Source organism: Acinetobacter sp. YH12211 (assembly GCF_013418015.1).
Lineage (GTDB): Bacteria > Pseudomonadota > Gammaproteobacteria > Pseudomonadales > Moraxellaceae > Acinetobacter > Acinetobacter towneri.
Window position 1 is genome coordinate 1 of sequence record NZ_VPCW01000032.1, and the last position, 26589, is coordinate 26589.

Consider the following 26589-nt stretch of genomic DNA (forward strand, 5'->3'; position numbering starts at 1 on the left):
AAATACATGCACGTGTAGCAGTATTAAATAAATTCACGGAATTAGGTAGACCGCATACCCGAGTTGTCACTTAAATTTGAACGGCTTGGGGAAAATTCGGCTTTTGAATGTTTATGCAACAAAGCCTTTTGGAGTTACAGTTAGATTGCGTATAACATTAATTATGTTAAATAGGGAATTCAAAGCTCTTTCTAAGAGTTGGTATAGTGGTAATACTTATTGAGTGCGTAAAAGAATTAGATTAATAAAATACTCAAAAGAAAAATAGTAAAAGGGAACTTACAGAAAATAAGTTACCGGCTCTTAAAATGATATTTAAACAAAGAAGCCCAACTAAATGATTGGGCTTCCTCATATCTAACTTTACCTTATGATTTTCATCAGTGTACTGCAAGAATTTAGACTACTTGTTGACTTGAACACCTTTAAAAATCAATTTCTCTTTTTTTTGTGTTTCTATAAGCAGTTGTGCCTGCCCCTTACGAGATTGAAGATATAATGTGGGAGCATTCACCAGAATATCTATCATCGTACTTTCACGTAAGTTGATATCATCAGGACAGCCCATCATTGTGGCAACAATTGGTTGTTCAGCATATAAATGATTGCCCTTAAAATGAATACCAATCGAATTTATATTACAAAACAAATTCCCAATATACAGCATCTTTTCTGCAAATTTTAGCGTGATAGGTTGGTCAGGTTTTGAAGCCAGAAATAATGAATCTATACGTTCACTATTAGCATTTGTTGCCTCGATTAATTCCCAAGAAAATTGCGCCAAGGTCTGCTCACTAAAGGACATCACTTGTAATTCTTGTATCTTGGACTGATCGGCTGATGAAGGCTTATGACAAGCGCTCAAAAGTCCAACGACGAACATCAGTATAAATATTCTAGTCATCGTTATTGTCCGTATAATAATGAGTAACCCTCTTTATAGAGTTCATCAGTAGAATAATCGCTTTTGATGATCTTTAATTTTATTTATTCTCATGATTTTTCCTTGATCTAATTAAATTTTCAAAAAATACATCTACTTTGTGGTGCTATAGCTAAATTCTAAAGGCTATAGAATGTAAATATTTCTGTAAAACACCATTTTATAAAGTTTTGTACTGCTAACTTAAGTAATTAGCTATATTTGCTTATACAACATCAAGTATTAGTATAAATTTTATTTAAATAATATCGAGCTATTTTGAAATTTTTGTGACTATTTTTTTACACTTTTAGGGCACTCATCTTTCTAGGATAAATGTATTAATTATTAAAGAATGGTTATAGATTAAGTGAATCATTTCTAAGAGATTCTAAAATTAACATAATACACCTTATACGCAATACTTTTTAAATTGTGTTATAATTCAATGTGTTGATTTCAGTTTTATAGCCCACTCACCCTCGAATGGGCTTTTTTTATGATTGTTCACGTTCCACGCCTATTCTTTGATCAATGTTCCACGGTTTTATTTAATGTTGCTGAACAATCAATGGATACCAGTAAAGCCCTTTAGGTCTTCTGTTGCTTCAAATATAAAGTCTATCGATGACATTTTCATTTTTCAAATAGCGATAGACAGCCTGTCTGCTAATACCAAAAGCTTTAGCTAAATCGACTTTCGATGGATATTTCCCTTCTTTCCAGGCGTGTCGTAAAGCTTCAGCCTGCTCTTGATTTAACTTATGGACTCGACCTTTATATTTACCTTGAGCCGCTGCAATCTTAATCCCTTCTTTTTGGCGCTCTAAAATAATCTCTCGTTCAAATTGGGCAAAAGCCCCCATAAGTTGCTGAGTATTCTTATGTAAACCTACCAGTTATTCTTATTCAAATCCTGCCACTCATTTTGGATAGTAGTAGGCCATTGATTTTCTATTCAAATAATTCAAAACAAAATATCCAAATTTGAATCTTGAAGCACAATCTTAATCTGCTATAATTTGTACATCAAATTGATGTACTTGTTGGGTGGGATATGACTAACTTAGCAACGGAACGAATTAATATTCGTTCAACAGTAGATGCAAAAAATGTAATTGAACAAGCTGCGAATTTATTGGGACTCAGTGTAAGTTCCTTTATGCTTCAATCCTCATTTGAAAGAGCAAAAGAATTACTTAAATCTAATTATGAGTTAAAAGTAAATAATGCTGATCGAGATATGTTAATGAACATACTTGAGAACCCACGCCCTGCAAATGATGAGATGAAAAAATTAATGAGTTTATTAGATGAAAATTGAGGTTTTACAAGCCCATCATCAGAAAAAATCATTTAATTGCGGGCAAGATGATTTAAATAAATTCATAAAACAGTATGCATCCCAACATCAGAAATCAGGAACAAGTAAAACGTATGTTGCTATTGATGATGATCTACAAGTGAGAGGGTTTTATTGTTTATCCAGCACATCCATAGGATTTGATGTAGTTGATACTGTGCTTACTAAACGATTACCTCGTTATCCGCTCCCTTGTGTAGTTGTAGGTCGCTTTGCCGTTGATCAAACCGTTCAGGGGCGAGGAATTGGGAAAGTGCTTTTAGCCCATGCTCTTAAACAAGTTTCAACAGTTGCTCAAATTATTGGTGTTAATTTTGTTGTAATACATGCTAAAGATAAAAAAGCGATGGAGTTTTATCAGCGTTTCGGCTTTATTTCATTAACATCAAATCCATTAACATTAATATACCCAGTGAGTGAAATACCTAGTTTCAATTGAAAGTGGTCTACTAGCAATAGGAGTGACTGGTAAACTGCTTACAGGAATTAGTGGCTGATTTATCCAATAATCTGCAAGTTGCAACATCAAATTATCCATCGGGGTGGCCTGAGCCGTAAATGTAATATTCTCTTTCACAAACTGAATAGCCACTCCCCTTTTTACAAGCTGATCAACCTCAGTCACTAAATCTTTAAGACTCCTAGCGAAGCGATCCATAGAGTGCACAACAATCATGTCACCTTCACGGACATAGCTGAGCATTTCCTGAAATTTAGGACGGGCTGTATTTTTTCCTGAAGCTTTATCGACAAATAATCGGTCTACTTCAATTCCCTCAAGTTGGCGTCCAATATTTTGGTCAATAGAGCTGACTCTGACATATCCAACTTTATGACCTTTCATATTGTTATCTACTAGATGACTATTTCTGCTTATTGTAACTAATGAATCTTAATCTTAAAAGTTACATGTAACGTATGTATGAATTTCATTTAAATGAGACATGTATTTTACAGCTTTCACAGTGTAACTTTAGGGTATACTTTAAAGTTACACAAAACATCTATATGAAGACTAAAGTCCAAATTAGTGTTTATGTTGGTTCAATGTATTACATTTCGTATTTTCTATTTGTAACGTAATTTCAGTAATATTATGATTATGTTTTAGAACTTCTAAGGCCTTTTGATAGAGTTGATCTGTATTGCTATTCGGAGCAACCAAATGAGCAGTTAAATGAATATTTCTTGAGGATATAGCCCAGACTTTCAACTGATGAATCCCTTCAACGCCCTCTAGCTTCAATAAATCATTTCTTAACGACTCAATATCAATCTCATCAGGAACTCCTTCAAGCAGAATATGAATACTTTGTTTTAATAAAATCCAAGTTCGAGGTAAGACCCAGAAGCCAATTAACACAGCGATTACGGTATCAACCCACATCCACTGGGTAAAATAAATAACTATTCCTCCGATAATCACGCCTATCGATCCTAGAGCATCACTAAGAACTTCTAAATATGCACCTTTTATATTTAGACTTCCTTCAGCACTAGCAGAAAGGATTTTCATTGAAATCAAATTTATGACCAAACCAATGACCGCGACAATCATCATTCCAACACTTTGAATTTCAGCAGGATTCGTAAAACGTTGATAAGCTTCATATACAATATATATTGCTACCACAAAAAGCATCACCGCATTAAACAGAGCCGCTAAAATTTCAAATCGCTGATAGCCAAAAGTTCTTTTATCATCTGCGGCTTTTTTACCAATTTTGATAGCGGCAAGAGCAATAGCTAAAGCGGCTACATCAGTAAACATATGAGCTGCATCAGATAACAAAGCCAAACTTTGGGTAATAAAAGCAGCGACAACTTCTACTATTAAAAAAGTAGTCGTTAAACCTAAGGCAACCATTAACTTCTTACTATTTTCTTCAGTAACAACCGCATGGCTATGATCATGATGTTCTGACATAAAATATTTTCCTTATTCTATTTATGATGAGCAGAGATATTGGATAACAGCCAATATCTCTGCTGTAAATCGACTAATCTATTGGATTAAGAAACTTTCTTTTCATTTATCCAACGATAAAGCACGGGTAACAGCACCAAAGTTAGTAATGTTGAAGAGATAATCCCGCCAATCACTACGGTTGCCAGTGGCCGTTGAACCTCAGCCCCTGTTCCGGTTGCCAGCGCCATTGGTACAAAACCCAGTGAAGCCACACAAGCTGTCATCAACACTGGTCTTAAGCGCAAAATAGCCCCTTGCCACACGGCTTTATGCACTGGATATTTGTCCCTTAATTCCTTAATAAAGGTCAGCATTACCAGTCCATTGAGGACTGCAACACCAGATAAGGCAATAAAGCCAATTCCAGCTGACATCGATAATGGAATATCCCTTAGCCAAAGGAACAGCACACCACCGGTCAAGGCAAAGGGTACCCCGGTAAAGACCAATAGACTTTCTTTGACATTGTGAAAGACCGCCATCAGTAAAATAAAGATAGTGATTAAAGCCAGTGGAATCACGATTTGCATCCGTGCTTTGGCTGAAGCCAAATTTTCAAACTGACCGCCATATTCTATCCAATAACCACTTGGCAAAGTGTATGCTTTGAGCTGTGTCTGTACATCAGAAACAAAAGACCCTAAATCACGCTCTTCAACATTCGTTGTAACCACAACTCGGCGTTTACCATTTTCTCGACTGACTTGGTTGATTCCTTCAATGGTCGAGACTTGCGCGACATCCGACAATAAAATACTGCCACCATTTGGAAGCTGAATAGGTAACTGGGAAACAGATGCGACACTACGGTCTTGCTCTCCAAGACGGATAACAAAATCAAAACGACGATCGCCTTCTAAAATCTCTCCCACGCTTTGTCCACCAATACTTGCAGCCACCACATCCTGAATAGATTTCACACTCAAGCCATACTGGGCAGCTAAAGCTTTATCAATCTCTACATTGAGTAAAGGCAGACCCGAAGTTTGTTCAACTTTCACCGCACTGCTACCTGCGACTTGCTGAATGATTTTCGCGATTTTTGCAGCCTCAGTATTCAAAACCTGCATGTCATCACCAAAAACCTTCACCCCCACATCACTGCGTATACCTGAAATCAGTTCATTAAAACGTAGCTCAATAGGCTGAGAAAACTCACTGTTATTGCCGGGAATTGTCGCAAGATAAGCTTCCATTCGGGTTCGAAGTGCATCTAGGCTTTCTTTTGAATCTGGCCATTCCTCACGTGGTTTCAGCATGATATAACCATCGGAAATATTCGGTGGCATCACATCTGTCGCCACTTCAGCAGTCCCGGTACGGGCAAATATAGCTTTAATTTCGGGAAAGTTTTTCAGTAAAAGCTTTTCGGTATTTTCCTGAATACGTAAAGACTCTTCCAAGCCTGTGCTTGGAGAACGTAATTGCTGTACCGCAAAATCACCTTCACTCAGCTGGGGTGCAAACTCACTGCCAATCTTCGTGCTGAGCAGACCCGTAATGACCAGGAGACAAATGGCAAAAGTTAAAACCACCGCTTTGTAATGATAGGCTCCATCCAATATCTGTTGATATCGGGTTTTGAGCCAGATCATCCAACGGCTTTCCGTTTCTTTGATCTCCCCTTTAACCCATAAAGCAACTGCAGCGGGCACAAAGGTGATCGATAAAATAATAGCTGCCACCAGTGCGAGAACAACGGTTAAAGCCATCGGATGAAATAGTTTTGCTTCTACACCACTTAAAGCAAAAATCGGCAAATACACCACCAAAATAATAAGCTGACCAAAAATAAGAGGACGACGTGCTTGGCGGGCAGCCAGAAAAACTTCCTTAAAGCGTTCACTTTGTGTGAGAGGTCGTTTTAACAGTTGCTGTGTATGGGCTAAACGCCGGATACAGTTTTCGACAATCACCACAGCACCATCGACAATGATGCCGAAATCGAGTGCACCTAAACTCATCAGATTGGCACTGATATTTTTCTGTGCCATCCCGGTTAAGGTAAACAGCATAGAGAGTGGAATGACACAGGCAGTAATCAAGGCAGCACGGATATTCCCTAAAAACAGGAACAGAATGATGATGACCAGGATTGCTCCCTCTACCAAGTTTTTCTGAACGGTTTTAATCGCCTTCTCAACCAAGGTAGTACGGTCGTACACCGTTTCAATCACTACCCCTTTAGGCAAACTATTCTGAATATCTTGAAGCTTGGCATCCACAGCTTTAGAAACAGTCCGGCTATTTCCACCCATCGCCATCATGGCAATCCCTAAAACGGTTTCTTTGCCGTTATAGGTTGCCCCACCGGTTCTTAAATCATGCCCAATAGAGACTTGCGCAATATCACCAACCCGAATTGGGCTGCCATTTGGGCTACCCAGCATGGTGTTCTCAATATCAGAAAGCCCATTGAATGTACCCGGTACACGTACCGTCAGTTGCTGACCATTGTCTTCAATATAACCTGCACCTCGGTTCTCATTATTTTGCGCTAAAGCCTGTTGCAGTTGTTCTAATGAGATATTCAGTTGCTGCATCCGGTTTAAATCGGGAGAGACCACATAGGTTTTTTCAAAACCACCAATACTGTTGACCTCTGCAACTCCCTTAACACGTTGCAGTTGAGGACGCACAATCCAGTCCTGAATCTCACGCAAATCCATCGGCGTGTATGCAGTTCCATCCGGCTTTTTCGCATTCGGATCTGCCTTCAGTACCCATTGATAAATCTCACCGAGACCCGTAGAAACGGGGGACATCGTCGGTGCGATTTGTGCAGGCAACTCAGATTGCGCCTCCTGTATCCGTTGGTTAATCTGCTGACGGGCCCAATAAATATCAGTCCCATCTTTAAAGACAATGGTGACTTGAGAGAGTCCATAACGGGATATGGAACGGGTAAGCTCCAGATCCGGAATGCCAGCCATGGCATTTTCAATGGGATAGGTAATCCGCTGTTCGACTTCAAGCGCAGTAAAACCCTTGGCTTGAGTATTAATCTGGACTTGGGTATTGGTAATATCGGGTACAGCATCAATCGGGAGTTTCTGATAGCTATACACCCCGACCGCAATCCAGGTACAGACAAAGAGCAACACCCAAATCGCATTTTGTATGGAAAACTGAATGATTCGTTCGAATAAACCTTCTGGTTTTGGCAGATCAGAATTAATGTTCATGGCCTGCCTCGTCTTTTTCTAATTCAGATTTCAACAAGAAACTGCCTTGAGCGATATACTTCTGCCCTTCAGTCAGCCCAGAAATCACTTCAAGCCATTGTCCATCACTTGAAGCCTGCCCCAATTGCACTTTCTGTGCTTTTAAGTGGACTTGACCTTTTTGTTCTGAATCTACGATGAAAATACTGTCTTCACCTTCAATACTTTGCAGCGCAGACTTTTGAATCCGAAGGGCTGATTTTGCTGTAGCTTCCGGAATCAACACTCTCACTAACACATTAGAACGCAACTCAGTAGCTTGCGCATCGAGTTTTGCGCGCACCACCAGACGCCCTGTTTGTACATCTGCATGAGAGGTTAAGCTTTGTACAGTAGCTTTATAGATTTGATCTGAATCATTCACTTTAAAGTCAATTTTTTGCCCGGCTTGCAGTTGACCTGAGAATTGATTCGGCAAATTAAACTCAAGCCATAAATCTTTCAGCTGTTCAATGACAAAGAGCTGATTAGCCAGTTGCACATTTTCACCGACCACAATATCTTTTTGACTGATCACCCCAGAGATCGGTGCTTTAATCAGAAAACGCCCATTGTTATTGCCACTTGCACCTAATGCATTTAAACGTGCTTGTGAGGACTGGACAGTAATCTGCGCTTGACGGTAGGCATTTTCGGCACGCTGGTAATCCTGTTTGGCAGAAATCCCCTGTGACCAGAGTTGCTGTTCGCGCTGGTAATCTTTACGGGCCAAATCCAGATTCACCTGTGCCATACGCAGATTTGCCTGTTGGTCGATCAGTTCAGGCACGATTAGTACAGCCAGCGTTTGTCCTTTTTGCACGCTCTGTCCTAAAGCCACATTGACCTGCTCGACATGACCACTAAAATTAGGCGATATATGCGCTTGTTGATCGGTATTCACCACCAATTTACCTGGCAGGGTTGTCAGCTTTTCAACCAATCCTGTGGATGCAACAGCAACTTTTAAACCTTGTTCAACCATTTGTTGGCTGGTCAGTTGTATTTCGCCTTCTTCAGCATGTCCTTCTTCAGAACTATCTTCATCAGAATGTTCGGCATTTCCCTCATCATGACCATGCCCCTCAGATTCAGTTTTTTTTGAACTTAACCAAATAACCAGACTGACCAAGACCGTAATCAGAATCAAAATTGCAATCATGAGAGACTGGGATATTTTTCCGTTTTGCTTGGCGTTCATTTTATCGTGCTCCCCCATTGATTAAATTTTGCGATGCTTCGACTGCCTTTTTATTCAGTTGTGTATAGGCATCCGAACGGCTAATTTCTTCATAACTTGTGCCAATACTGAGTGCCTCAGCTGCGAGGGCAGTTTGCCAAGCTTGACGTAGAATTTGTAATTGACCCAATCGAAGATTCTGCAGTTGGGTGGTTGCTTGTTGAACGTCGGTAATGGACAGTTTCCCTGCCTGAAACCCTTGTAAAGTACGGCTCTGAACTTTGGTCGCCAAAGTAACTTGTGCTGTTGTGGCATCGAACTGGCTACGTAAACCTTTGAGCTGATGCATGCTGTTGGCAATATTGAGTATTTGTTGCTTCAGCTCACGCTGCTGCTGTTGGTTCAGCAATATTTGCTGTTGCTGGACCATCGGGATCGCATATTGCTGGCGGTTGAAAATATTCAGTGGAATAGCCACGCCGATTGCCAAAGTCGTATCGTTGCTTTCATTAGGGGTTTTGCTACGTTTCATGCCTACATTTAAAGTCGGATTGGGACGTGCCTGAATTCTTAAATTTTCAATTTGATGATCCGATTGCTGAATGTTCAAGGCATAGAATTTTTCTAGCCACCCTTCAGCAATATACCGTTGCACAGTTTGGAGACTTTGCTCTGGCCAAGGGATAGCGGTTTTATTCAATTGAAGATGTGAAGATGTTTCTCCCCCCCACAAATTAGACAGCTGACGACCGGCAGCTTGTTTATTCAGCATCGCTTGCTGATAAAGTCGTTGGATTTCTAGCGCTTCAATTTGGGTACGCTCAAAATCAACCAGGGCAATACTGCCTGCCTGATAGCGTTTCTGGGCACTGTCCAGATTGGCTTTACTTGTTTTTAACTGTACTGAATAAGCAGACTGCTCAACCTCAGCAAGTGCAAATTGCGACCATGCAAATTTAACAATCAGTTGGCTTTGTGCCTTCCATAATTGCTGTTGCAATTGGATTTGTTGATTCGAGGTATTGGCAATCACCCGGTTCAGCTTACGCTGACCAAATAGATCTAGAGGTTGACTAACGCCAACATTGAATTCCTGTTCTTGACCTGAGCCAAAGCCAGACTGTTCTAAACTTATACTTGGATTCTGCCATAACCGACTTTGCTGAATATTCAATTCAGATATTTGCTGAACTTGTTGCCACAGCTTGTCTTGAGTCTGGTAACTTTGTACTTTTGCTAAAGCGGATTCAAAGCTGGTAACGTTTTCAGCATAGCTATATTGCATAGCCGCTGCACATATACAAGCAACCAAGCTATGACGCAAGAGTATAATTGATTGTGAAGACATGATTTTTCCCACTTATTTAAATAATAAAAGTGGTGGGAATGTTTTAGGCTACCCCACCATGAGCGGGGAAAATTCGGGAGGTGGGCTTTGTTGAAACAGGTCAGGAGCCTGATAGCTGTTTTTCCAATGAAATTGTGGATTCACTTTAACTTCAGAGCTTGGGTGAAACACATCTACTTTTTCATTTTGTACAATCAAATGCGTCATCGATGGTAGATGATCTTGATGATCTTCACCGATTTCTAAATCGCTACTGAATGTTTTTATGTTTTCTGACTGTCCATTATGATCGTGTTGACGACTATCGCTGGCACACAAGGTATTTTGGTGATGACCAAAATGATAACTCTGCTGTGATTGAGGCTGTTGTTCATGGACACAAAAGGCCGCCGCCACATTCCAAAAGCTTTGGAACATGAACAATCCAACCAAGACTGTAATCCATGTAGTAGAACGCATCATCATAACAATCGAAAAATTTGTACCAAGTATAAGGCTTAGAGCCACTCCAAGGTCAAGCTTAATAAATTAAATTAAACATTCAATGAACACTGAATAGCCGGCACTTTTGCAAATTGGCACTGTTGCAAATAACCACGAATGGTAAGCTGAAGACTGTTTTAGCTAAAGGTGCAGCATATGAATCCTTTCCATGGTCGGCATTTTCAGGGCGAAATCATTCTTTGGGCTGTGCGCTGGTATTGTAAATATGGCATTAGCTATCGTGAACTGCAGGAAATGCTGGCCGAACGGGGTGTGAATGTTGATCACACGACTATTTACCGTTGGGTTCAACGTTATGCTCCTGAAATAGAAAAACGTTTACGCTGGTATTGGCGTAATCCTACAGATCTGAGCTCGTGGCATATTGATGAAACCTATGTAAAAGTGAATGGACGATGGTCTTATCTGTATCGTGCAGTCGATCAACGTGGCGATACCATTGATTTTTATCTTTCTTCTAGACGTAATACCAAATCAGCATATTGTTTTCTTGGAAAAATTTTAAATAAATGTGAAGAAGTGGCAAATTCCACAAGTGATCAACACGGATAAAGCACCCACATATGGACGTGCTTTATCACGATTAAAACGGGAAGGTAAATGTCCACCAGACCTTGAGCACAGGCAGATTAAGTATAAAAATAACGTGATTGAATGTGATCATGGCAAGCTAAAGCGGATCATCAGGGCCACATTAGGATTCAAATCTATGAAGACGGCTTATGCCACAATTAAAGGTATTGAAGTCATGCGTGCACTACGTAAAGGACAAGCATCGTCATTTTATTATGGTCAGCCTCAGGGTGAAGTGTGTCTAATCAACAGGGTTTTCGGTCTCTAAGTACTTTTTAAAGGGAACATCATCGACTCAAATCTCTATTTGCAACAGTGCCGCTCAGCGAGCAGTACCGTGAGCTGACCGTCAATCAGCGCTTTCATGCGTTTGCCACGACCGCAGGATTCAGGATTTATGCCTGTGAAGGGTACGATCCTCAAAGTAAAGGCAAGGTCGAATCCGGCGTGAAGTACGTCAAGCAGGACTGCCTGTACGGCGAGGAGTTTGCCAGCGAACAGGCGTTGCGACAGCATGTGCAACACTGGCTCGAGACAGTCGCCAATGCACGCACCCATGCAACAACCGGGTGGGTACCGCGCGACTACTTTGAGCACCACGAGCGCCAGCACATGCGCCCCTATCTGTCACCGGCCAGTCTGGTGACGCCGGTGTCCTGCACTCAGACTCGACGCGCCGACAAGACGGGCCTGATCTCCTGGAAGTCGAACAAGTACTCCGTGCCCATGGCCTGGCAACAGGCCAATGTGGGGGTGGCCGAGCACGGCAATGACCTGACGGTTACCGACCTGGAAACGGGTGACACGATTGCCGTGCATGAGATCTGTTCCGAGCGAGGCCGGATCGTCAAGAACAGTCACCACTACCGGAACCACGCCCAGCGGATTGCTGACCTGGAGCACGCTATTGGTACGCTGATACCGCTTCAAACGGCAACGGCCCTATGCGCGGTGCTTAAACGCACATCCCCACGTATTTACAAGGATCAGCTCGTGGCCGTGCGCGGGTTACTGGAAGAACATCGCGAGGTGGATGCGGACCTGATCACCGAACTGTCACAACGTCACGAACTGACCGCCAGTCGGCTCAAGCGCTACCTGGAGGCCACCCAGCAAGCCCAGCAGCGAGGACGTACCGTGCCGCCTTGCGGACCGGGCAGGCAGCGACCTACACCGCTTGATCTTGGGGCTTACGCCCGTGTTGGCCACCCGGTTGGCCAGGAGGTGACCCATGAGTCAGCTTGAACAAACCAGCACCCAGTACCGCAGCCTGAGTCTGAGCGCCATCGGCCGTGATCTTGTCGCGTTGGTTTCCCAGGCCCAAGACAATGACTTGTCCCACCTGAGCTTTGCCCAGTTGCTGGCTGAGCACGAGATTGCCGAGCGCACCCGCACGCGCATCAACCGCCACCATCGCCAAGCGGGTTTCCCGCTGGAGAAACACCTGGAGGACTTTGACTACCGGCACCAGACGACCATTACCAAGCGTCAGGTCAATGCACTGCTGGACTTCGGGTTTATCGACAATCGCGAGAATATCGTGTTCATTGGCCCGCCAGGCGTAGGCAAGACCCACTTGGCCATTGGGATTGGCCAAAAAGCGATCCAGGCCGGCTACAAGGTCTTGTTCCGTAGTGCGCTTGACCTGGTTGAGGATCTGGAATTGGCCGAAATGAAAGGCGAGCTCAAGAAACGCATCAACCAGTTGAGTAAATTTGATGTGCTGATCGTTGATGAGCTCGGCTACTTGCCGATGACGTCACAGGGCCGTTTTAACCTGTTCCAGTTGGTCAACGCGCTCTATGAGTACCGGTCTATCATTCTGACCACGAATAAAGACTTCACGGACTGGGGCGAGTTCTTCCACCATGACAACGTGGCCATCCCGATCATTGACCGCGTTATTCACCATTCCAACATCTTTATGCTCGGTGGCGAAAGCTACCGATTGAGGCAAAAAACGGCCTGTCAGTAAACAACAGGTGGGTCAATTTTATTGGCCAAAAGTGGGTCAAAAATAATGGCCATTGACATCGAACGGGACAATATCTATGATGATCTTGCTTCCGGCGGTCGTGATGATCGCCCTGGCTTGACTGCCTGCCTCAAGTCATTGCGTGACGGCGATGTGCTGGTGGTCTGGAAGCTCGATCGCCTCGGACGATCGCTTGCCCATCTGGTCAACACGGTGAAGGAGCTGTCAGACCGCAAGATCGGCCTGCGGGTTCTGACTGGAAAGGGCGCTCAGATCGACACCACGACTGCGTCCGGTCGCATGGTGTTCGGAATCTTCGCCACCTTGGCCGAGTTCGAGCGGGATCTGATCCGAGAGCGCACCATGGCGGGTCTCGCCTCCGCGAGAGCGCGCGGTCGCAAGGGCGGACGAAAATTCGCGCTCACCAAAGCTCAGGTGCGTCTCGCGCAAGCCGCCATGGCCCAGCGCGATACTTCAGTTTCCGATCTCTGCAAGGAACTCGGCATCGAGCGCGTCACTCTCTACCGATATGTCGGTCCCAAAGGCGAGCTCAGAGACCATGGAAAGCATGTTCTCGGACTTACGTAGCAACTCGTTTCTTTTCGCAGGTTGAGCCACCTCCGCGCTTCATCAGAAAACTGAAGGAACCTCCATTGAATCGAACTAATATTTTTTTTGGTGAATCGCATTCTGACTGGTTGCCTGTCAGAGGCGGAGAATCTGGTGATTTTGTTTTTCGACGTGGTGACGGGCATGCCTTCGCGAAAATCGCACCTGCTTCCCGCCGCGGTGAGCTCGCTGGAGAGCGTGACCGCCTCATTTGGCTCAAAGGTCGAGGTGTGGCTTGCCCCGAGGTGATCAACTGGCAGGAGGAACAGGAGGGTGCATGCTTGGTGATAACGGCAATTCCGGGAGTACCGGCGGCTGATCTGTCTGGAGCGGATTTGCTCAAAGCGTGGCCGTCAATGGGGCAGCAACTTGGCGCTGTTCACAGCCTATCGGTTGATCAATGTCCGTTTGAGCGCAGGCTGTCGCGAATGTTCGGACGCGCCGTTGATGTGGTGTCCCGCAATGCCGTCAATCCCGACTTCTTACCGGACGAGGACAAGAGTACGCCGCAGCTCGATCTTTTGGCTCGTGTCGAACGAGAGCTACCGGTGCGGCTCGACCAAGAGCGCACCGATATGGTTGTTTGCCATGGTGATCCCTGCATGCCGAACTTCATGGTGGACCCTAAAACTCTTCAATGCACGGGTCTGATCGACCTTGGGCGGCTCGGAACAGCAGATCGCTATGCCGATTTGGCACTCATGATTGCTAACGCCGAAGAGAACTGGGCAGCGCCAGATGAAGCAGAGCGCGCCTTCGCTGTCCTATTCAATGTATTGGGGATCGAAGCCCCCGACCGCGAACGCCTTGCCTTCTATCTGCGATTGGACCCTCTGACTTGGGGTTGATGTTCATGTCGCCTGTTTTTCCTGCTCATTGGCACGTTTCGCAACCTGTTCTCATTGCGGACACCTTTTCCAGCCTCGTTTGGAAAGTTTCATTGCCAGACGGGACTCCTGCAATCGTCAAGGGATTGAAACCTATAGAAGACATTGCTGATGAACTGCGCGGGGCCGACTATCTGGTATGGCGCAATGGGAGGGGAGCAGTCCGGTTGCTCGGTCGTGAGAACAATCTGATGTTGCTCGAATATGCCGGGGAGCGAATGCTCTCTCACATCGTTGCCGAGCACGGCGACTACCAGGCGACCGAAATTGCAGCGGAACTAATGGCGAAGCTGTATGCCGCATCTGAGGAACCCCTGCCTTCTGCCCTTCTCCCGATCCGGGATCGCTTTGCAGCTTTGTTTCAGCGGGCGCGCGATGATCAAAACGCAGGTTGTCAAACTGACTACGTCCACGCGGCGATTATAGCCGATCAAATGATGAGCAATGCCTCGGAACTGCGTGGGCTACATGGCGATCTGCATCATGAAAACATCATGTTCTCCAGTCGCGGCTGGCTGGTGATAGATCCCGTCGGTCTGGTCGGTGAAGTGGGCTTTGGCGCCGCCAATATGTTCTACGATCCGGCTGACAGAGACGACCTTTGTCTCGATCCTAGACGCATTGCACAGATGGCGGACGCATTCTCTCGTGCGCTGGACGTCGATCCGCGTCGCCTGCTCGACCAGGCGTACGCTTATGGGTGCCTTTCCGCAGCTTGGAACGCGGATGGAGAAGAGGAGCAACGCGATCTAGCTATCGCGGCCGCGATCAAGCAGGTGCGACAGACGTCATACTAGATATCAAGCGACTTCTCCTATCCCCTGGGAACACATCAATCTTACCGGAGAATATCGTTGGCCAAAGCCTTAGCGTAGGATTTCGCCCTCTCCCGCAAACGACCCCTTTATTGTAGGTGGGCCAGTTGGTGATTTTGAACTTTTGCTTTGCCACGGAACGGTCTGCGTTGTCGGGAAGATGCGTGATCTGATCCTTCAACTCAGCAAAAGTTCGATTTATTCAACAAATCCACGTTGTGTCTCAAAATCTCTGATGTTACATTGCACAAGATAAAAATATATCATCATGAACAATAAAACTGTCTGCTTACATAAACAGTAATACAAGGGGTGTTATGAGCCATATTCAACGGGAAACGTCTTGCTCGAGGCCGCGATTAAATTCCAACCTGGATGCTGATTTATATGGGTATAAATGGGCTCGCGATAATGTCGGGCAATCAGGTGCGACAATCTATCGATTGTATGGGAAGCCCGATGCGCCAGAGTTGTTTCTGAAACATGGCAAAGGTAGCGTTGCCAATGATGTTACAGATGAGATGGTCAGACTAAACTGGCTGACGGCATTTATGCCTCTTCCGACCATCAAGCATTTTATCCGTACTCCTGATGATGCATGGTTACTCACCACTGCGCTCCCCGGGAAAACAGCATTCCAGGTATTAGAAGAATATCCTGATTCAGGTGAAAATATTGTTGATGCGCTGGCAGCGTTCCTGCGCCGGTTGCATTCGATTCCTGTTAGTAATTGTCCTTTTAACAGCGATCGCGTATTTCGTCTCGCTCAGGCGCAATCACGAATGAATAACGGTTTGGTTGATGCGAGTGATTTTGATGACGAGCGTAATGGCTGGCCTGTTGAACAAGTCTGGAAAGAAATGCATAAGCTTTTGCCATTCTCACCGGATTCAGTCGTCACTCATGGTGATTTCTCACTTGATAACCTTATTTTTGACGAGGGGAAATTAATAGGTTGTATTGATGTTGGACGAGTCGGAATCGCAGACCGATACCAGGATCTTGCCATCCTATGGAACTGCCTCGGTGAATTTTCTCCTTCATTACAGAAACGGCTTTTTCAAAAATATGGTATTGATAATCCTGATATGAATAAATTGCAGTTTCATTTGATGCTCGATGAGTTTTTCTGATAGTTAGTCTTTGTAGAGACACAAACCTGAAATTCCGGACACCGCGCTTCAGGACATCTCCCTGGACGCCGATATCTGGCAGTATCCGGACGGTACTATCGAACGCCGGGCCAACGGTACTCCCCTGCCCTTTATGACTGACGACCGGCTATTTCACCCACGCACTTCTCCATGAAATTTAGCATCGTCGCGGTTAATGTCGAAAATTTGCCACCTGACGTGGTTGGCATCGAGGGTGAAAACTGCCGTGGCGAGGGTGTTCTCCTCATCCGGATCGTCGGCAGCCAGCCGGTAAATTGGCAGTTCTGCGTCATGGGTATCTGAGAGAATGGTTTTTGCCGCCGCGGCGTCAAACGGAGGTTGCGTTTCCCGCCACTGCACGAGGCGTAACTGCCGCGACGCTGAACTGTCGGTAACGATCTGCTCAACGCCAGCCAGTGCCGCATGCACCAGATGGTTGGCATGCCCGGTTACCGTCGTCAGGGGTAGAACGGAACAGCCTTGACCGGTGGCCTCAACGCTGAACAGCCGCGCATCGCCCAGCTGCCCGAGCGTATGGTGAAACGCCCCGGATCGCGGCTGGCCGGTAAGTATAGTGATGGCCTCGTCGAGGGTGTTCGCATTCAGCGAGGCGCGAGCCAGGATCTGACGCGGTAATCCCTGCGGACGATACACTGCACGGATGTTATTCACCGTGTTAACGATACCTTTTTCATTTACCGCAAAGGTGTGGCCGCAAATCGACCCCGGATAGGCAAAACTCGTAAAGCTCAGACCGCGACTCGGAGTAATGGTAGCCAGCAAGCATTCATCCCGTAACTGAGGAAAACCGTCTTCATTAGGCACTGTTGCAAATAGAGATTTGATTCGATGAAGTTCCTTTTTAAAAGTGCTTAGAGACCGAAAACCCTGTTGATTAGACACACTTCACCTTGAGGCTGACCATAATAAAATGACGATGCTTGTCCTTTACGTAGTGCACGCATGACTTCAATACCTTTAATTGTGGCATAAGCCGTCTTCATAGATTTGAATCCTAATGTGGCCCTGATGATCCGCTTTAACTTACCATGATCACATTCAATGACATTATTTTTATACTTAATCTGCCTGTGCTCAATATCTACTGGACATTTTCCTTCTCGCTTTAACCGTGATAAAGCATGGCCATAGGTCGCTGCTTTATCTGTATTGATGACCCGTGGAATTTGCCATTTTTTCACCGTATTGAAGATTTTTCCTAAAAAACAATAGGCTGATTTACTGTTCCGTCTAGCGGAAAGGTAAAAGTCAATCGTATGACCACGTTGATCAACTGCACGATACAGGTAAGTCCATCGCCCCTTCACTTTGATATAAGTCTCATCCATATGCCATGAATGTAAATCTGTAGGATTACGCCAATACCAGCGTAAGCGTTTTTCCATTTCTGGAGCATAACGCTGAACCCAACGATAAATTGTGGTGTGGTCAACATTCACACCCCGTTCAGCGAGCATTTCTTGAAGTTCACGATAGCTGATGCCATATTTACAATACCAACGAACAGCCCAAAGAATGATTTCACCTTGAAAGTGCCGACCATGGAAGGGATTCATCTGCTGTATCTCGAAATAAATAAGATATTTAGCTTATCATGTCAGCCTATTTGCAACAGTGCCGTTAGAACCCATTTAAAGTGTCTGTATTCTCACCAATAAAAATGTCTAGTTTATGATGATTTAACCATCATGGACTGGATATGAAATATAGATGCTGATCACTATGTCTGACAAAGAAATTCAACGTCTTGCGGTTCTGCAAGACGTTCGAGATCATCGTATTACCCAAGTCCGTGCTGCTGAAATCCTGAATCTTTCCACCCGTCAAATTACCCGGTTATTGCAGAAGCTCAATCAAGATGGTGTTTCAGGTCTGGCTCATGCCAGTCGTGGTCAACCTGGCCATCGTCGCCATGATGACTTGTTAAAAGCAAAGTGCCTTTCCATTATTTCTGAACATCTGCTGGGCTTTGGGCCCACCTTGGCGCATGAGAAGCTCAGCAGCATGTTTGAGCTGAATATTCCTGTGGAAACAGTTCGTCGCTGGATGACTGCCAATGAGCTCTGGATTCCGCGATCCAAGCGTCTGAAACGTCCATATCAGCCTAGATATAACCGTGATTGCTTCGGTGAACTGATCCAGATTGATGGCTCCTATCATGACTGGTTTGAAGGACGATCCGCCAAATGCTGTTTGCTGGTTTATATCGATGACGCCACTGGAAAGCTGTTGCATCTGCGCTTTTGTGAGGCTGAAACGACCTTCGACTATATGCTTTCCACGAGAGCCTACATTAAGCAATATGGCAAGCCTTTGGCCTTTTATAGCGATAAACACTCAGTATTCCGAGTGAATCAGAAATCGAGCCAAGACAGCAAGATCACGCAATTTGGGCGGATTCTGAATGAGTTAAACATCGATATTATTTTTGCCAACTCACCACAGGCCAAAGGACGTGTGGAACGTGCTAACAGGACACTTCAGGATCGTCTGATCAAAGAGATGCGTCTGGAAGGCATCAGTTCGATTGCTGAAGCCAATGCTTGGCTACCCTGCTTCATTGAGCAGTTCAATCAGAAGTTCGCCAAGTGTGCGCGTAACTCAAAGAATTTACATCGACCATTAACCGAATCTGATCTTGAACTGGATGATATTTTTACCTGGCAGGAACCACGTAAGGTCACCAAGAATCTAACCCTGACGTATGACAAATGTATTTATATGCTTGAACCGACTGAATTGAACCAGAAATTAGTTGGACAATACATTTCATTTCTGGAGTACCCGGATGGCACTGTTGCGATCATGTATGAAGGACGGAAGATCAACTACAGTATCTTCAATAAACTGACTGGACTGCAGCAGAATGAAGTGGTTGAGAATAAACGGTTAGGCGCAGTTCTGGCCCATATCCAACAACAGCATGAAGAGTTGGAAAAACAGAATAAACGTTCCCGTGCCAAGAAAAGTATGCCGAGTCGTAAAGCTCAGAAAGCTAGCAATGAACAAAGAAATTTAAATCCTGTTCTTGACTCTTGCAGTTAAAAACAGGACATTTTAAATGGTTTATCGCATAGACATTTTAATTGGTGAATAACAACAGCTTTTTAAATTGTGTTATAATTCAGTATGCTAACACCTAGTTTACAGCCCACTCACCCTCGAGTGGGCTTTTTTTATGATTTTTCACGTTCCACGCCTATTCTTTAATCAATGTTCCACGGTTTTATTTAATGTTGCTGAACAATCAATGGATACCAGTAAAGCCCTTTAGGTCTTCTGTTGCTTCAAATATAAAGTCTCTACGATCAAGGATTAGACAATCTTTATTGTGTCGTCTGACTGATCTTGTGGCTTTGCTAATATCATGGCAATCCCAAGATTTGGGATAATACTTTATTAAAGAACGGACAATCTTGTTTTTATATTCTGAGTTTTCTATAATCTTAATTATGTTACATAATCAAGATTGATAATAAAAATGACGCAAAATAAGCATGGTGGTGCACGCAAAGGTTCTGGCCGTCCTTTTGTCTATAACGAACCGACCAAGGTCATTCGGGTGCCAGAGTCTCGTGTATTGGAAATCAAGAAATACCTGAAAAAAAATGACACTCCAAAGTTTAACGATATTTCCTCTATTACATTGCTTGAGACAAAAACACATTATGAGATTCCTGTTGCTTTGCAAAAAGTTGCTGCAGGCTTCCCTTCCCCTGCTCAGGACTATATCGATAAGACCCTTGATCTAAACGAGTTTCTTATTCAAAACCAACAGGCAACCTTTATCGTTGAAGTGGAATCCTTATCCATGCGTGATGCAGGGATTGATCTGAATGACAAGCTAATCGTTGACCGTAGTATTGAAGCCAAGCATGGGGATATTGTTCTGGCATTGATAGACAATGATTTTACGATTAAACGTTTAATGATTGAGGGTAATCAATGCTGGTTGCAGGCGGCTAATCCTGATTTTGCTGATATCTATTTGAAAGATAATCAAACCATGCTGATTTGGGGTGTGGTTACCAGTGTGATCAAGAAGTTCAGATGAGCAGTTACGAGCGGATTTATGCCCTGATTGATATTAACAACTGTTATGTCAGTTGTGAGCGGGTATTTAATCCCAGTCTAAACAACAAACCTGTCATTGTTCTCAGCAATAACGATGGCTGTGCTGTGGCAAGAAGTAATGAAGCCAAAGCGCTGGGCATCAAAATGAGCGTTCCTCTCTTTCAAATACAAGATATTGTTCAGCAACATCAGGTCGTGGTGTTATCCAGTAACTATGCTTTATATGCTGAAATGTCCAAGCGTTTTCATTCAATTTTGGCTAGTTTTGTTGCGCCACATGAACAGGAAATCTATTCAATTGATGAGTGTTTTTTAGACCTGACCAGTTATGCACAAAATTTTGACTTAACTCAGTATGCGCATCACATGAAACAACGATTGTTGGATTGGATTGGCTTACCCGTCTCGATTGGTATCGGTCGTAGTAAAACCGAAGCCAAAATGGCCAACCATCTTGCCAAAAAAAGACAGGGTTTCAAGGGTGTGTGTAACTTACTCAATATGGATTTCCTAGATCAGGAAATGCTTTATTCAGACATTGAGGTCGGTGAAGTTTGGGGCGTTGGTCGTAAGTTAGTTAAAAAACTAAATGCCATGGGAATCTATTCGGTGCTAGATTTAGTGATGCAAGATGCTCATCGCATGGCGAGCCTTTTTTCTGTGGTAATGCAAAGAACAGTATTGGAGCTGCAAGGTGTTTCTTGTATGCAGTTAGATGATGCCCCTCCCCCCAAACAGCAAATCATAGCAAGTCGTTCATTTGGTGAAAAAGTTACCGAGCTAGATGATCTCAAAGAGGCTATGGGCAAATATGTACAGGATGCAGTCATACGTTTACGAGCAGACGCTTCCTTATGTGGATGTGTCATTGCTTTTGTGCAATCGAATCCTTTTGATTCAAAGGTTCCCTATTACAGTAAATCGTTGGCTTTTGAGTTTCCTGAACCGACGGATTGTGTTTTGGATCTGATTAAAACAGCCATGCAACTGCTGGAACACATTTATAAATCTGACGTGAAATATAAAAAGTGTGGTGTAATTCTGACGGATTTAATTGCTAAGCAGCGCTTTACTCCTGACCTGCTGACAGACCACAGCCAGCGTGAAAGTAATGAAAGCCTCATGCAGACTTTAGAAGCGGTAAAGGCGAGATATGGGAAAACTAAATTAGCTGTTGGCAGCTGCTACTTACCACAACGAAAGTGGTCAATGAACCGTACTCATTTGACCCAGAACTATTTTAGCTGGCAGGGATTATTAAAGATCGGCCATTAAATTCATTAGCCTCACCTATTTGGTTTAAGTCAGCTTAATGAAGAACTCGACACATAAGCCGACACAGGCTTGATCCTCAGTCAACCATTTAACAACGTAAGTATGTTGTTTGGGATCCATGTAACACCTCTCGAGGAAAAGGTGGTTAGTAATAAAACTCTGCTCAAGCAAATTTATTGGGTTAACTGTCAGTTTTCACCATCTCATGTCCTTTATTTCTAGAACATTCTAGACTTTTCTCGACCTAGAATTTTTATTCTTTAAAGGTGTCATTCAACGCCTGTTGCACAGCATCAATACGTAATTTGCAGGCTTTATAGGCAGTCATGGACTCTTCAACGATCGCCATAAGGTTATCAATATCCGGTTCTTCCTGAGATTCAAGAAATTCGGCATTTTTCTTGAGAATTTCATAACCTTTCTTGAAACTTAGTTCTTCATTGTTCATGTGCGTTTACCTGTGTCACGGTGGCATCAATGGTGCCATCCTTAAGTTCAATCTGTAATTCCTGGTCAGTAATCTGCTGGATGGAACGGATAGCTTTGCCTTGGCTACGGACAATTGCATAGCCCTTGGCCATCACATTACGAGGATTCTGTAGCAAGGTTTCCCTCATCAATGACTCCACCTGCTGTGAAGCTAGTTTAATCTGTTGTTGAGCAAGATACTGAGTATCACTTTTAAGCATATCAACGCTACGCTGGGCTTCATTGATCTGGTTCTGTGTCAGAGTTTTGATAGTTTTCAGATACTGATCACTCTGGCTCTGGTAGGTGATCAACTGGTGCTGTGACAGTAGCTTGATGGTCTGCAAAGCAGTACTAACTTCATTGACTCGCTCCACAATCAGGTTACGGATCCCTGCGATCACTTTACTCGGGGTATCAAAGGAACGGTGTGCAATTTCATCCAAAATAGTGCGGTCTTTCTCGTGGCCAATACCGACCCAGATCGGCACAGTTCTTTTACACAGCAGTGCGGCCAGATCATAATCATTCAGGTAAGCTAGGTCATTCACGGCTCCGCCTCCACGGATGATCACAATAAGGTCTGGTGCTATCAAGTAATCTTGAGCCCACTGTCTTAAGGCACGGCCCAAAACCTGAATGATGCTGGCAGAAGCAGTATTACCCTGAAAAGTTGCTGAATGATAAACGAAATGACAGACACCAGCCTGAGCCAGGGCATCCGCATCTTTTTTAAAGTCACCTAACCCTGCAGCATTTTCCGGTGCAATGACCAAGACATTCTGAATATCAAAGGGTACCGGCAACTGTTTATTGTTATTGAGCAGGCCTTCCTCAGTCAGTCGCAGCAGAATCTGCTGATAGCGTTTGGCGATGTCTCCTAGAGTAAAGCTAGAGTCGATATCTTCGATATTGACCGAGAAGCCATATTGCGGATCAAATCTAGCTTTGACCTTGATCAGTACATTCAGGTCTTTCGACAGTTCAATACCACTTTCTCGTTCAAACTTTAGAATTATTTTTTGTGCCGTAAATTTCCAAATGGTGCCTTTACAACTAGCGATCACCTTATGGCTTTCTTCATCTTTCTCAGCCAACTCAAGATAATAGTGACCGCCTTTAATACTTAAATTACGGATCTCAGCCTTGACCCACACTGCCCCATCAAAAGTCAGATGGATGACTTCCTGTACAGTGGCAAGGTATTCACTAAGGCTGAGTTGTTGACGTTCTGACATGATGTAAAGGATAGCTAAAATATAAGGAGGTGAGATTTAACCTAATATTGATCAATTCTACTGCAAATCAGATGAGTTTATTGCAATTTTGAGAAATGTATAAGTTCTTCTTAGACACCTAGAGTGATCATTGAGATTTTTAGTTTAATTATACTTTTATATTAAAATAGATATATAATCAATAAAATCATTATATTTTACTATTTTAATAAAATTATGAAGCAATACTGTACACTGCAAATCTACCAAGACTATGAATGGCATGACTGTGCTTTGGTTGAGGTTACGGATGATCAAAATGCTGGATGGCAGGCAGCTACACGTACATCATATTTGTTCGAATATGCTATTTCATATATGGATCTAAGAGATGGTCATGCGCTTGCTTATGACTTACCGGTGAACGTTCAAAATAGATTGGAATCAACTTGGCCAGCATTTCTTATGGATCTATTACCTCAAGGATACGGTCGCAAAGAATTACTAAGACAGCTTGATTTTTCTGAGAATGTTCAGGAACAAGCGGACTGGGCGCTTTTAAAAGCAGGCGCAGGAAATCCAATTGGGAATCTGCGAGTCAAAGAGGCTCATGAGTGGTTACAGAGTCATTTCCCAAAGCTGCAAAATCAGGGATTTAGCCTAAGCCAAATTATTGAACGTAAAGAGAAGTTTATTGAATCGCTCGCATCTTATGGACTTTTTATTGCTGGTTCATCTGGTATTCAGGGTGAGTGGCCAAAATTGTTGTTAACACAAGGTTATGATGATCTTTTCTATCTAGATCATACTCTTCCAGATGATCAAGTTAAGCAGCATTGGTTGGTTAAATTTAGCCGCGGCAGTGATCAAAATTTGAATAAAATCCTGATGAACGAAGCTTTGTATATGAAAGTCGCTCAGTACTTGCAACTACGTGTACACCGGGATCTTGAGCTACATGGCAAGACTTTGTTTATTCCAAGATTTGATCGCAAAGTAATTAATGGCAAAGTTGAAAGAATTGCTCAGGAAAGCCTTGCATCTCTAGGTGGGAAGGCGGGCTTTGGGGTTAGAATGACCCATAATCAAATATGTACCCTGCTTATGGAGGCTTGTACCGAACCAAAGCAGGAAGTATTTGAGTATTTGAAGCGTGATCTCGCAAATGTTGCCTTAGGCAATAAAGATAACCATACTCGCAATACAGCAATCCAACGCTTCAATAATGGTAAAATTCAGCTCACACCATTATTTGATTTTGCGCCAATGTGGTTACATCCTGATGGTATTGCACGTACTACTCGTTGGGAAAGAGATGATCATGGTGGTATGCCACTTTTGAGTTCTGTGATTGAGCAGATAGCTGAAAGCACTTCGATTGGTCCACAAGAAATTAAAACTTTATTAATTGAACAGTTACCAATTTATCGGGGATTGTTAGAAAAGATGCAGGCTCTTCAAGTAGCGGATGAAATTCTGGAAAATAGCCAATATCGAATAATCAATATTTGCCAGCAGTTGGAGGAGATCAGCCATGGATAAACGTTTTAAACCATTGACCCCTATTCAACAAATGGAAAAAAGACTATCTGTGCTTGAAACCATCAATAATCATCCAGACTGGTCTTTTTATCAAGTTGCTCGATTTATTCGAACAGAGCTACATTTAACACTGAATGATATGGCTAAAATTACTAAGATTGCGCCACAGACACTGCAAAAAATGGAGCAACCAGGGAGCAATCCTACTTTGAAATCCATGCAGAAATTACTCGATACTTTCGGTTTACAATTACAAATAAAAGTTAAATGATTTTTAATTCTGAGCCATCGGTTTTTCTAAAATCTTATCCGTTTAAGGATACAAAGAGGAAATAAACAGGCTCTAGGTTGTTTTATGATTATTTTTAGACAAACGACTCCAAAACCTTATGTAGCAAGGGTTTTGTCTCTACAGTAATTAATTTATTTTTGAAAAAATGGAGTAGAGTGTTTGAAATATGAATAATCGAATTCGGTTTCTGTAAGCACAGCAATTTCATCTGCATGTGCTTTATATTCATCTATATTTTCGAGTAATTCATCCTCTGAGAATGGGAGTTTTTTTTGATTTTCAGTGTCGTTCATAGAGTCATATCCTGAGAAGTTATTTAGATCATCATAAACCAGACATTTTTAATGGTGAGAATACAGACACTTTAAATGGTTTCTAACAAGATTGCTTCACATAAGAGATTTTATGTTAAATGTCTTTTTTCATTGCTCTCTGAACTGTTGCAATACCTACAAACAAAATAAACGCAATCGTTCTCAAAAGATGCCAAGCAGACGTGCACAGAAAACAGTAATCAAAGAACGAAATCTGAATCCTGTGCTTGACTTGGAAATGTCTGTATAGGACATTTCTACTTGGGAATAACATCATCATGCTATATAAGTATTTAACCGTATTCTTTTATTTTTTGGCGCACCATGTATATAGATACAAAAAAAGCAATTATTGGATAAATTAATATAGCTCCACCTGCTCGACCATCTACGGATGGAGATAAGGACATGCTTAAAACAATAAATACAATAAGATATAAAATATAACATGTTCCCCAAGTTAATAATCCAAAGAGTATAGGGAAACAAAATTTTGAAATAACTCCAAAGGGCTTCGATCTTTTATAGAGATGCTTTTCAAAAAGATTATTCGAAATATTAACAGCAACAATTGTCATAAATAGATTAAAAAGCAGAAAATAAAGCATACTAAAAATTAAATATGAAAAATAATTTATTATATATTAGTTGATTAAATGTAAGCGTCCGCTGAACACACCTTCTGAATTCATCCTATAAGCCTTAATTTAGTCCCCACTTAGAAACAAGTGGGGACTAAAATTTATGACTACAAATCATCAGACATCCATCGCATCTCTTGCGAAAAAACGAAGAACATACAGTGCTGAATTTAAACAGCAGATCGTTCAGGCTTGTAAAGCACCGGACGTTTCAATTGCTTCAGTCGCTTTGCAACATGGATT

26 protein-coding genes and 3 pseudogenes are annotated in these 26589 nt (G+C 43.1%); 15 read left to right on the plus strand and 14 right to left on the minus strand.

Annotated features, from left to right (window positions below; all coding sequences use genetic code 11):
* Positions 1 to 403 precede the first annotated feature (403 nt).
* Positions 404 to 904 carry an META domain-containing protein gene (locus FTU98_RS11920; protein WP_074163995.1) on the minus strand — a complete coding sequence of 167 codons (501 nt, stop codon included), beginning with the start codon at positions 902 to 904 and terminating at the stop codon, positions 404 to 406.
* Between the two features lie 626 nt (positions 905 to 1530).
* Complete coding sequence (locus tag FTU98_RS11925) at positions 1531 to 1788, minus strand: helix-turn-helix domain-containing protein (protein ID WP_004733310.1); 258 nt, start codon at positions 1786 to 1788, stop codon at positions 1531 to 1533.
* A 191-nt stretch (positions 1789 to 1979) separates the two neighbouring features.
* On the opposite strand from FTU98_RS11925, the gene FTU98_RS11930 reads away from it, so the two are divergent.
* Positions 1980 to 2246 carry a DUF1778 domain-containing protein gene (locus FTU98_RS11930; protein ID WP_004733309.1) on the plus strand — a complete coding sequence of 89 codons (267 nt, stop codon included), beginning with the start codon at positions 1980 to 1982 and terminating at the stop codon, positions 2244 to 2246.
* Positions 2236 to 2724, plus strand: coding sequence for a GNAT family N-acetyltransferase (locus tag FTU98_RS11935; protein ID WP_004733307.1), 489 nt, complete (start codon positions 2236 to 2238; stop codon positions 2722 to 2724). The genes FTU98_RS11930 and FTU98_RS11935 overlap by 11 nt, the downstream gene beginning before the upstream one ends.
* Before the next feature lie 75 nt (positions 2725 to 2799).
* Here the strand turns inward: FTU98_RS11935 and FTU98_RS11940 are convergent.
* From FTU98_RS11940 to FTU98_RS11965, 6 genes and pseudogenes are all read right to left on the minus strand, one after another.
* A pseudogene (locus FTU98_RS11940) lies at positions 2800 to 3129 on the minus strand (recombinase family protein); the annotation flags it as partial.
* A 183-nt stretch (positions 3130 to 3312) separates the two neighbouring features.
* Positions 3313 to 4212, minus strand: a complete 900-nt coding sequence (locus FTU98_RS11945; protein WP_005028603.1) for a cation diffusion facilitator family transporter — start codon at positions 4210 to 4212, stop codon at positions 3313 to 3315.
* An 86-nt stretch (positions 4213 to 4298) separates the two neighbouring features.
* Entirely contained in the window at positions 4299 to 7439 is a 3141-nt protein-coding gene (locus FTU98_RS11950; RefSeq protein WP_167846504.1) for an efflux RND transporter permease subunit, read from the minus strand.
* The gene (locus FTU98_RS11955; RefSeq protein WP_104472702.1) at positions 7429 to 8658 is read right to left on the minus strand and encodes an efflux RND transporter periplasmic adaptor subunit; all 1230 of its coding nucleotides are present in this window, start codon (positions 8656 to 8658) and stop codon (positions 7429 to 7431) included. The genes FTU98_RS11950 and FTU98_RS11955 overlap by 11 nt, the downstream gene beginning before the upstream one ends.
* Position 8659: 1 nt before the next feature.
* Entirely contained in the window at positions 8660 to 9985 is a 1326-nt protein-coding gene (locus FTU98_RS11960; RefSeq protein ID WP_035269736.1) for a TolC family protein, read from the minus strand.
* Between the two features lie 48 nt (positions 9986 to 10033).
* Positions 10034 to 10447: a cation efflux protein, CzcI-like gene (locus FTU98_RS11965; protein WP_225530251.1), complete on the minus strand. Its 414-nt coding sequence runs from the start codon at positions 10445 to 10447 to the stop codon at positions 10034 to 10036.
* Between the two features lie 177 nt (positions 10448 to 10624).
* Between FTU98_RS11965 and FTU98_RS11970 the strand changes: the two are divergent.
* The 6 genes and pseudogenes from FTU98_RS11970 to FTU98_RS11995 all read left to right on the plus strand — a co-directional run bounded on the left by FTU98_RS11970 (position 10625) and on the right by FTU98_RS11995 (position 15330).
* Positions 10625 to 11330, plus strand: a pseudogene (locus tag FTU98_RS11970) (IS6-like element IS1006 family transposase).
* A 47-nt stretch (positions 11331 to 11377) separates the two neighbouring features.
* Complete coding sequence (locus tag FTU98_RS11975) at positions 11378 to 12307, plus strand: integrase core domain-containing protein (RefSeq protein ID WP_079264624.1); 930 nt, start codon at positions 11378 to 11380, stop codon at positions 12305 to 12307.
* A complete protein-coding gene (istB, locus tag FTU98_RS11980) occupies positions 12294 to 13037 on the plus strand; it encodes an IS21-like element helper ATPase IstB (protein WP_000080426.1) in 744 nt (247 codons plus the stop codon). The genes FTU98_RS11975 and istB overlap by 14 nt, the downstream gene beginning before the upstream one ends.
* Positions 13038 to 13082: 45 nt before the next feature.
* Positions 13083 to 13625 carry a recombinase family protein gene (locus tag FTU98_RS11985; protein ID WP_002047003.1) on the plus strand — a complete coding sequence of 181 codons (543 nt, stop codon included), beginning with the start codon at positions 13083 to 13085 and terminating at the stop codon, positions 13623 to 13625.
* A gap of 65 nt (positions 13626 to 13690) precedes the next feature.
* Positions 13691 to 14494, plus strand: a complete 804-nt coding sequence (aph(3'')-Ib, locus tag FTU98_RS11990; protein ID WP_001082319.1) for an aminoglycoside O-phosphotransferase APH(3'')-Ib — start codon at positions 13691 to 13693, stop codon at positions 14492 to 14494.
* A complete protein-coding gene (locus tag FTU98_RS11995) occupies positions 14494 to 15330 on the plus strand; it encodes an APH(6)-I family aminoglycoside O-phosphotransferase (protein WP_040110386.1) in 837 nt (278 codons plus the stop codon). Before aph(3'')-Ib ends, FTU98_RS11995 begins: the two co-directional genes overlap by 1 nt.
* A gap of 97 nt (positions 15331 to 15427) precedes the next feature.
* Here the strand turns inward: FTU98_RS11995 and FTU98_RS14040 are convergent.
* A pseudogene (locus FTU98_RS14040) lies at positions 15428 to 15529 on the minus strand (IS5/IS1182 family transposase); the annotation flags it as partial.
* Positions 15530 to 15665: 136 nt separating this feature from the next.
* Between FTU98_RS14040 and FTU98_RS12000 the strand changes: the two are divergent.
* Positions 15666 to 16481, plus strand: coding sequence for an aminoglycoside O-phosphotransferase APH(3')-Ia (locus FTU98_RS12000; RefSeq protein ID WP_000018321.1), 816 nt, complete (start codon positions 15666 to 15668; stop codon positions 16479 to 16481).
* 153 nt (positions 16482 to 16634) lie between these two features.
* Here the strand turns inward: FTU98_RS12000 and FTU98_RS12005 are convergent, their stop codons facing one another.
* Positions 16635 to 17405, minus strand: coding sequence for a C45 family peptidase (locus tag FTU98_RS12005; RefSeq protein WP_225555928.1), 771 nt, complete (start codon positions 17403 to 17405; stop codon positions 16635 to 16637).
* Positions 17375 to 18079 (minus strand): IS6-like element IS1008 family transposase, encoded by a 705-nt coding sequence (locus FTU98_RS12010; protein ID WP_001067790.1) that lies wholly within the window; start codon positions 18077 to 18079, stop codon positions 17375 to 17377. The genes FTU98_RS12005 and FTU98_RS12010 overlap by 31 nt, the downstream gene beginning before the upstream one ends.
* Before the next feature lie 154 nt (positions 18080 to 18233).
* On the opposite strand from FTU98_RS12010, the gene FTU98_RS12015 reads away from it, so the two are divergent.
* From FTU98_RS12015 to FTU98_RS12025, 3 genes are all read left to right on the plus strand, one after another.
* Positions 18234 to 19568 (plus strand): ISNCY family transposase, encoded by a 1335-nt coding sequence (locus tag FTU98_RS12015; RefSeq protein WP_103254392.1) that lies wholly within the window; start codon positions 18234 to 18236, stop codon positions 19566 to 19568.
* A 436-nt stretch (positions 19569 to 20004) separates the two neighbouring features.
* Positions 20005 to 20577, plus strand: a complete 573-nt coding sequence (locus FTU98_RS12020; protein ID WP_000193118.1) for a LexA family transcriptional regulator — start codon at positions 20005 to 20007, stop codon at positions 20575 to 20577.
* Positions 20574 to 21872, plus strand: coding sequence for a Y-family DNA polymerase (locus FTU98_RS12025; protein WP_180051473.1), 1299 nt, complete (start codon positions 20574 to 20576; stop codon positions 21870 to 21872). Before FTU98_RS12020 ends, FTU98_RS12025 begins: the two co-directional genes overlap by 4 nt.
* Before the next feature lie 253 nt (positions 21873 to 22125).
* On the opposite strand, the gene xseB is transcribed toward FTU98_RS12025, so the two are convergent.
* Both xseB and xseA read right to left on the minus strand, forming a co-directional pair.
* Positions 22126 to 22320: an exodeoxyribonuclease VII small subunit gene (xseB, locus tag FTU98_RS12030; protein ID WP_001058302.1), complete on the minus strand. Its 195-nt coding sequence runs from the start codon at positions 22318 to 22320 to the stop codon at positions 22126 to 22128.
* A complete protein-coding gene (gene xseA / locus FTU98_RS12035) occupies positions 22310 to 23578 on the minus strand; it encodes an exodeoxyribonuclease VII large subunit (RefSeq protein ID WP_180051474.1) in 1269 nt (422 codons plus the stop codon). The genes xseB and xseA overlap by 11 nt, the downstream gene beginning before the upstream one ends.
* 216 nt (positions 23579 to 23794) lie before the next feature.
* Here xseA and FTU98_RS12040 point away from each other — a divergent pair, with 216 nt between their 5' ends.
* Positions 23795 to 25099 carry a type II toxin-antitoxin system HipA family toxin gene (locus FTU98_RS12040; protein ID WP_180051475.1) on the plus strand — a complete coding sequence of 435 codons (1305 nt, stop codon included), beginning with the start codon at positions 23795 to 23797 and terminating at the stop codon, positions 25097 to 25099.
* On the plus strand, positions 25092 to 25370 hold the full coding sequence (locus tag FTU98_RS12045) for a helix-turn-helix domain-containing protein (protein ID WP_000361155.1): 279 nt from the start codon (positions 25092 to 25094) through the stop codon (positions 25368 to 25370). The genes FTU98_RS12040 and FTU98_RS12045 overlap by 8 nt, the downstream gene beginning before the upstream one ends.
* A gap of 152 nt (positions 25371 to 25522) precedes the next feature.
* Here the strand turns inward: FTU98_RS12045 and FTU98_RS12050 are convergent, their stop codons facing one another.
* The gene (locus FTU98_RS12050) at positions 25523 to 25684 is read right to left on the minus strand and encodes a hypothetical protein (RefSeq protein ID WP_002046470.1); all 162 of its coding nucleotides are present in this window, start codon (positions 25682 to 25684) and stop codon (positions 25523 to 25525) included.
* 765 nt (positions 25685 to 26449) lie between these two features.
* On the opposite strand from FTU98_RS12050, the gene FTU98_RS12055 reads away from it, so the two are divergent.
* Positions 26450 to 26589: transposase (locus FTU98_RS12055; RefSeq protein WP_151760684.1), on the plus strand; the 140-nt coding region annotated here is incomplete at its 3' end.

What these genes read in the sequence shown, in the direction of transcription:
- FTU98_RS12020 (WP_000193118.1), top strand. Translation starts at nt 20,005, where the DNA reads ATGACGCAAAATAAGCATGGTGGTGCACGCAAAGGTTCTGGCCGTCCT.
- FTU98_RS11930 (WP_004733309.1), top strand. Translation starts at nt 1,980, where the DNA reads ATGACTAACTTAGCAACGGAACGAATTAATATTCGTTCAACAGTAGAT.
- FTU98_RS11950 (WP_167846504.1), bottom strand. Translation starts at nt 7,439, where the DNA reads ATGAACATTAATTCTGATCTGCCAAAACCAGAAGGTTTATTCGAACGA.
- FTU98_RS11955 (WP_104472702.1), bottom strand. Translation starts at nt 8,658, where the DNA reads ATGAACGCCAAGCAAAACGGAAAAATATCCCAGTCTCTCATGATTGCA.
- FTU98_RS11985 (WP_002047003.1), top strand. Translation starts at nt 13,083, where the DNA reads ATGGCCATTGACATCGAACGGGACAATATCTATGATGATCTTGCTTCC.
- FTU98_RS12025 (WP_180051473.1), top strand. Translation starts at nt 20,574, where the DNA reads ATGAGCAGTTACGAGCGGATTTATGCCCTGATTGATATTAACAACTGT.
- FTU98_RS11960 (WP_035269736.1), bottom strand. Translation starts at nt 9,985, where the DNA reads ATGTCTTCACAATCAATTATACTCTTGCGTCATAGCTTGGTTGCTTGT.
- istB (WP_000080426.1), top strand. Translation starts at nt 12,294, where the DNA reads ATGAGTCAGCTTGAACAAACCAGCACCCAGTACCGCAGCCTGAGTCTG.
- FTU98_RS12050 (WP_002046470.1), bottom strand. Translation starts at nt 25,684, where the DNA reads ATGAACGACACTGAAAATCAAAAAAAACTCCCATTCTCAGAGGATGAA.
- xseA (WP_180051474.1), bottom strand. Translation starts at nt 23,578, where the DNA reads ATGTCAGAACGTCAACAACTCAGCCTTAGTGAATACCTTGCCACTGTA.
- FTU98_RS12015 (WP_103254392.1), top strand. Translation starts at nt 18,234, where the DNA reads ATGCTGATCACTATGTCTGACAAAGAAATTCAACGTCTTGCGGTTCTG.
- xseB (WP_001058302.1), bottom strand. Translation starts at nt 22,320, where the DNA reads ATGAACAATGAAGAACTAAGTTTCAAGAAAGGTTATGAAATTCTCAAG.
- FTU98_RS12045 (WP_000361155.1), top strand. Translation starts at nt 25,092, where the DNA reads ATGGATAAACGTTTTAAACCATTGACCCCTATTCAACAAATGGAAAAA.
- FTU98_RS11935 (WP_004733307.1), top strand. Translation starts at nt 2,236, where the DNA reads ATGAAAATTGAGGTTTTACAAGCCCATCATCAGAAAAAATCATTTAAT.
- FTU98_RS12010 (WP_001067790.1), bottom strand. Translation starts at nt 18,079, where the DNA reads ATGAATCCCTTCCATGGTCGGCACTTTCAAGGTGAAATCATTCTTTGG.
- FTU98_RS12000 (WP_000018321.1), top strand. Translation starts at nt 15,666, where the DNA reads ATGAGCCATATTCAACGGGAAACGTCTTGCTCGAGGCCGCGATTAAAT.
- FTU98_RS11945 (WP_005028603.1), bottom strand. Translation starts at nt 4,212, where the DNA reads ATGTCAGAACATCATGATCATAGCCATGCGGTTGTTACTGAAGAAAAT.
- FTU98_RS11995 (WP_040110386.1), top strand. Translation starts at nt 14,494, where the DNA reads ATGTTCATGTCGCCTGTTTTTCCTGCTCATTGGCACGTTTCGCAACCT.
- FTU98_RS11925 (WP_004733310.1), bottom strand. Translation starts at nt 1,788, where the DNA reads ATGGGGGCTTTTGCCCAATTTGAACGAGAGATTATTTTAGAGCGCCAA.
- FTU98_RS11965 (WP_225530251.1), bottom strand. Translation starts at nt 10,447, where the DNA reads ATGATGCGTTCTACTACATGGATTACAGTCTTGGTTGGATTGTTCATG.
- FTU98_RS12040 (WP_180051475.1), top strand. Translation starts at nt 23,795, where the DNA reads ATGAAGCAATACTGTACACTGCAAATCTACCAAGACTATGAATGGCAT.
- FTU98_RS11920 (WP_074163995.1), bottom strand. Translation starts at nt 904, where the DNA reads ATGACTAGAATATTTATACTGATGTTCGTCGTTGGACTTTTGAGCGCT.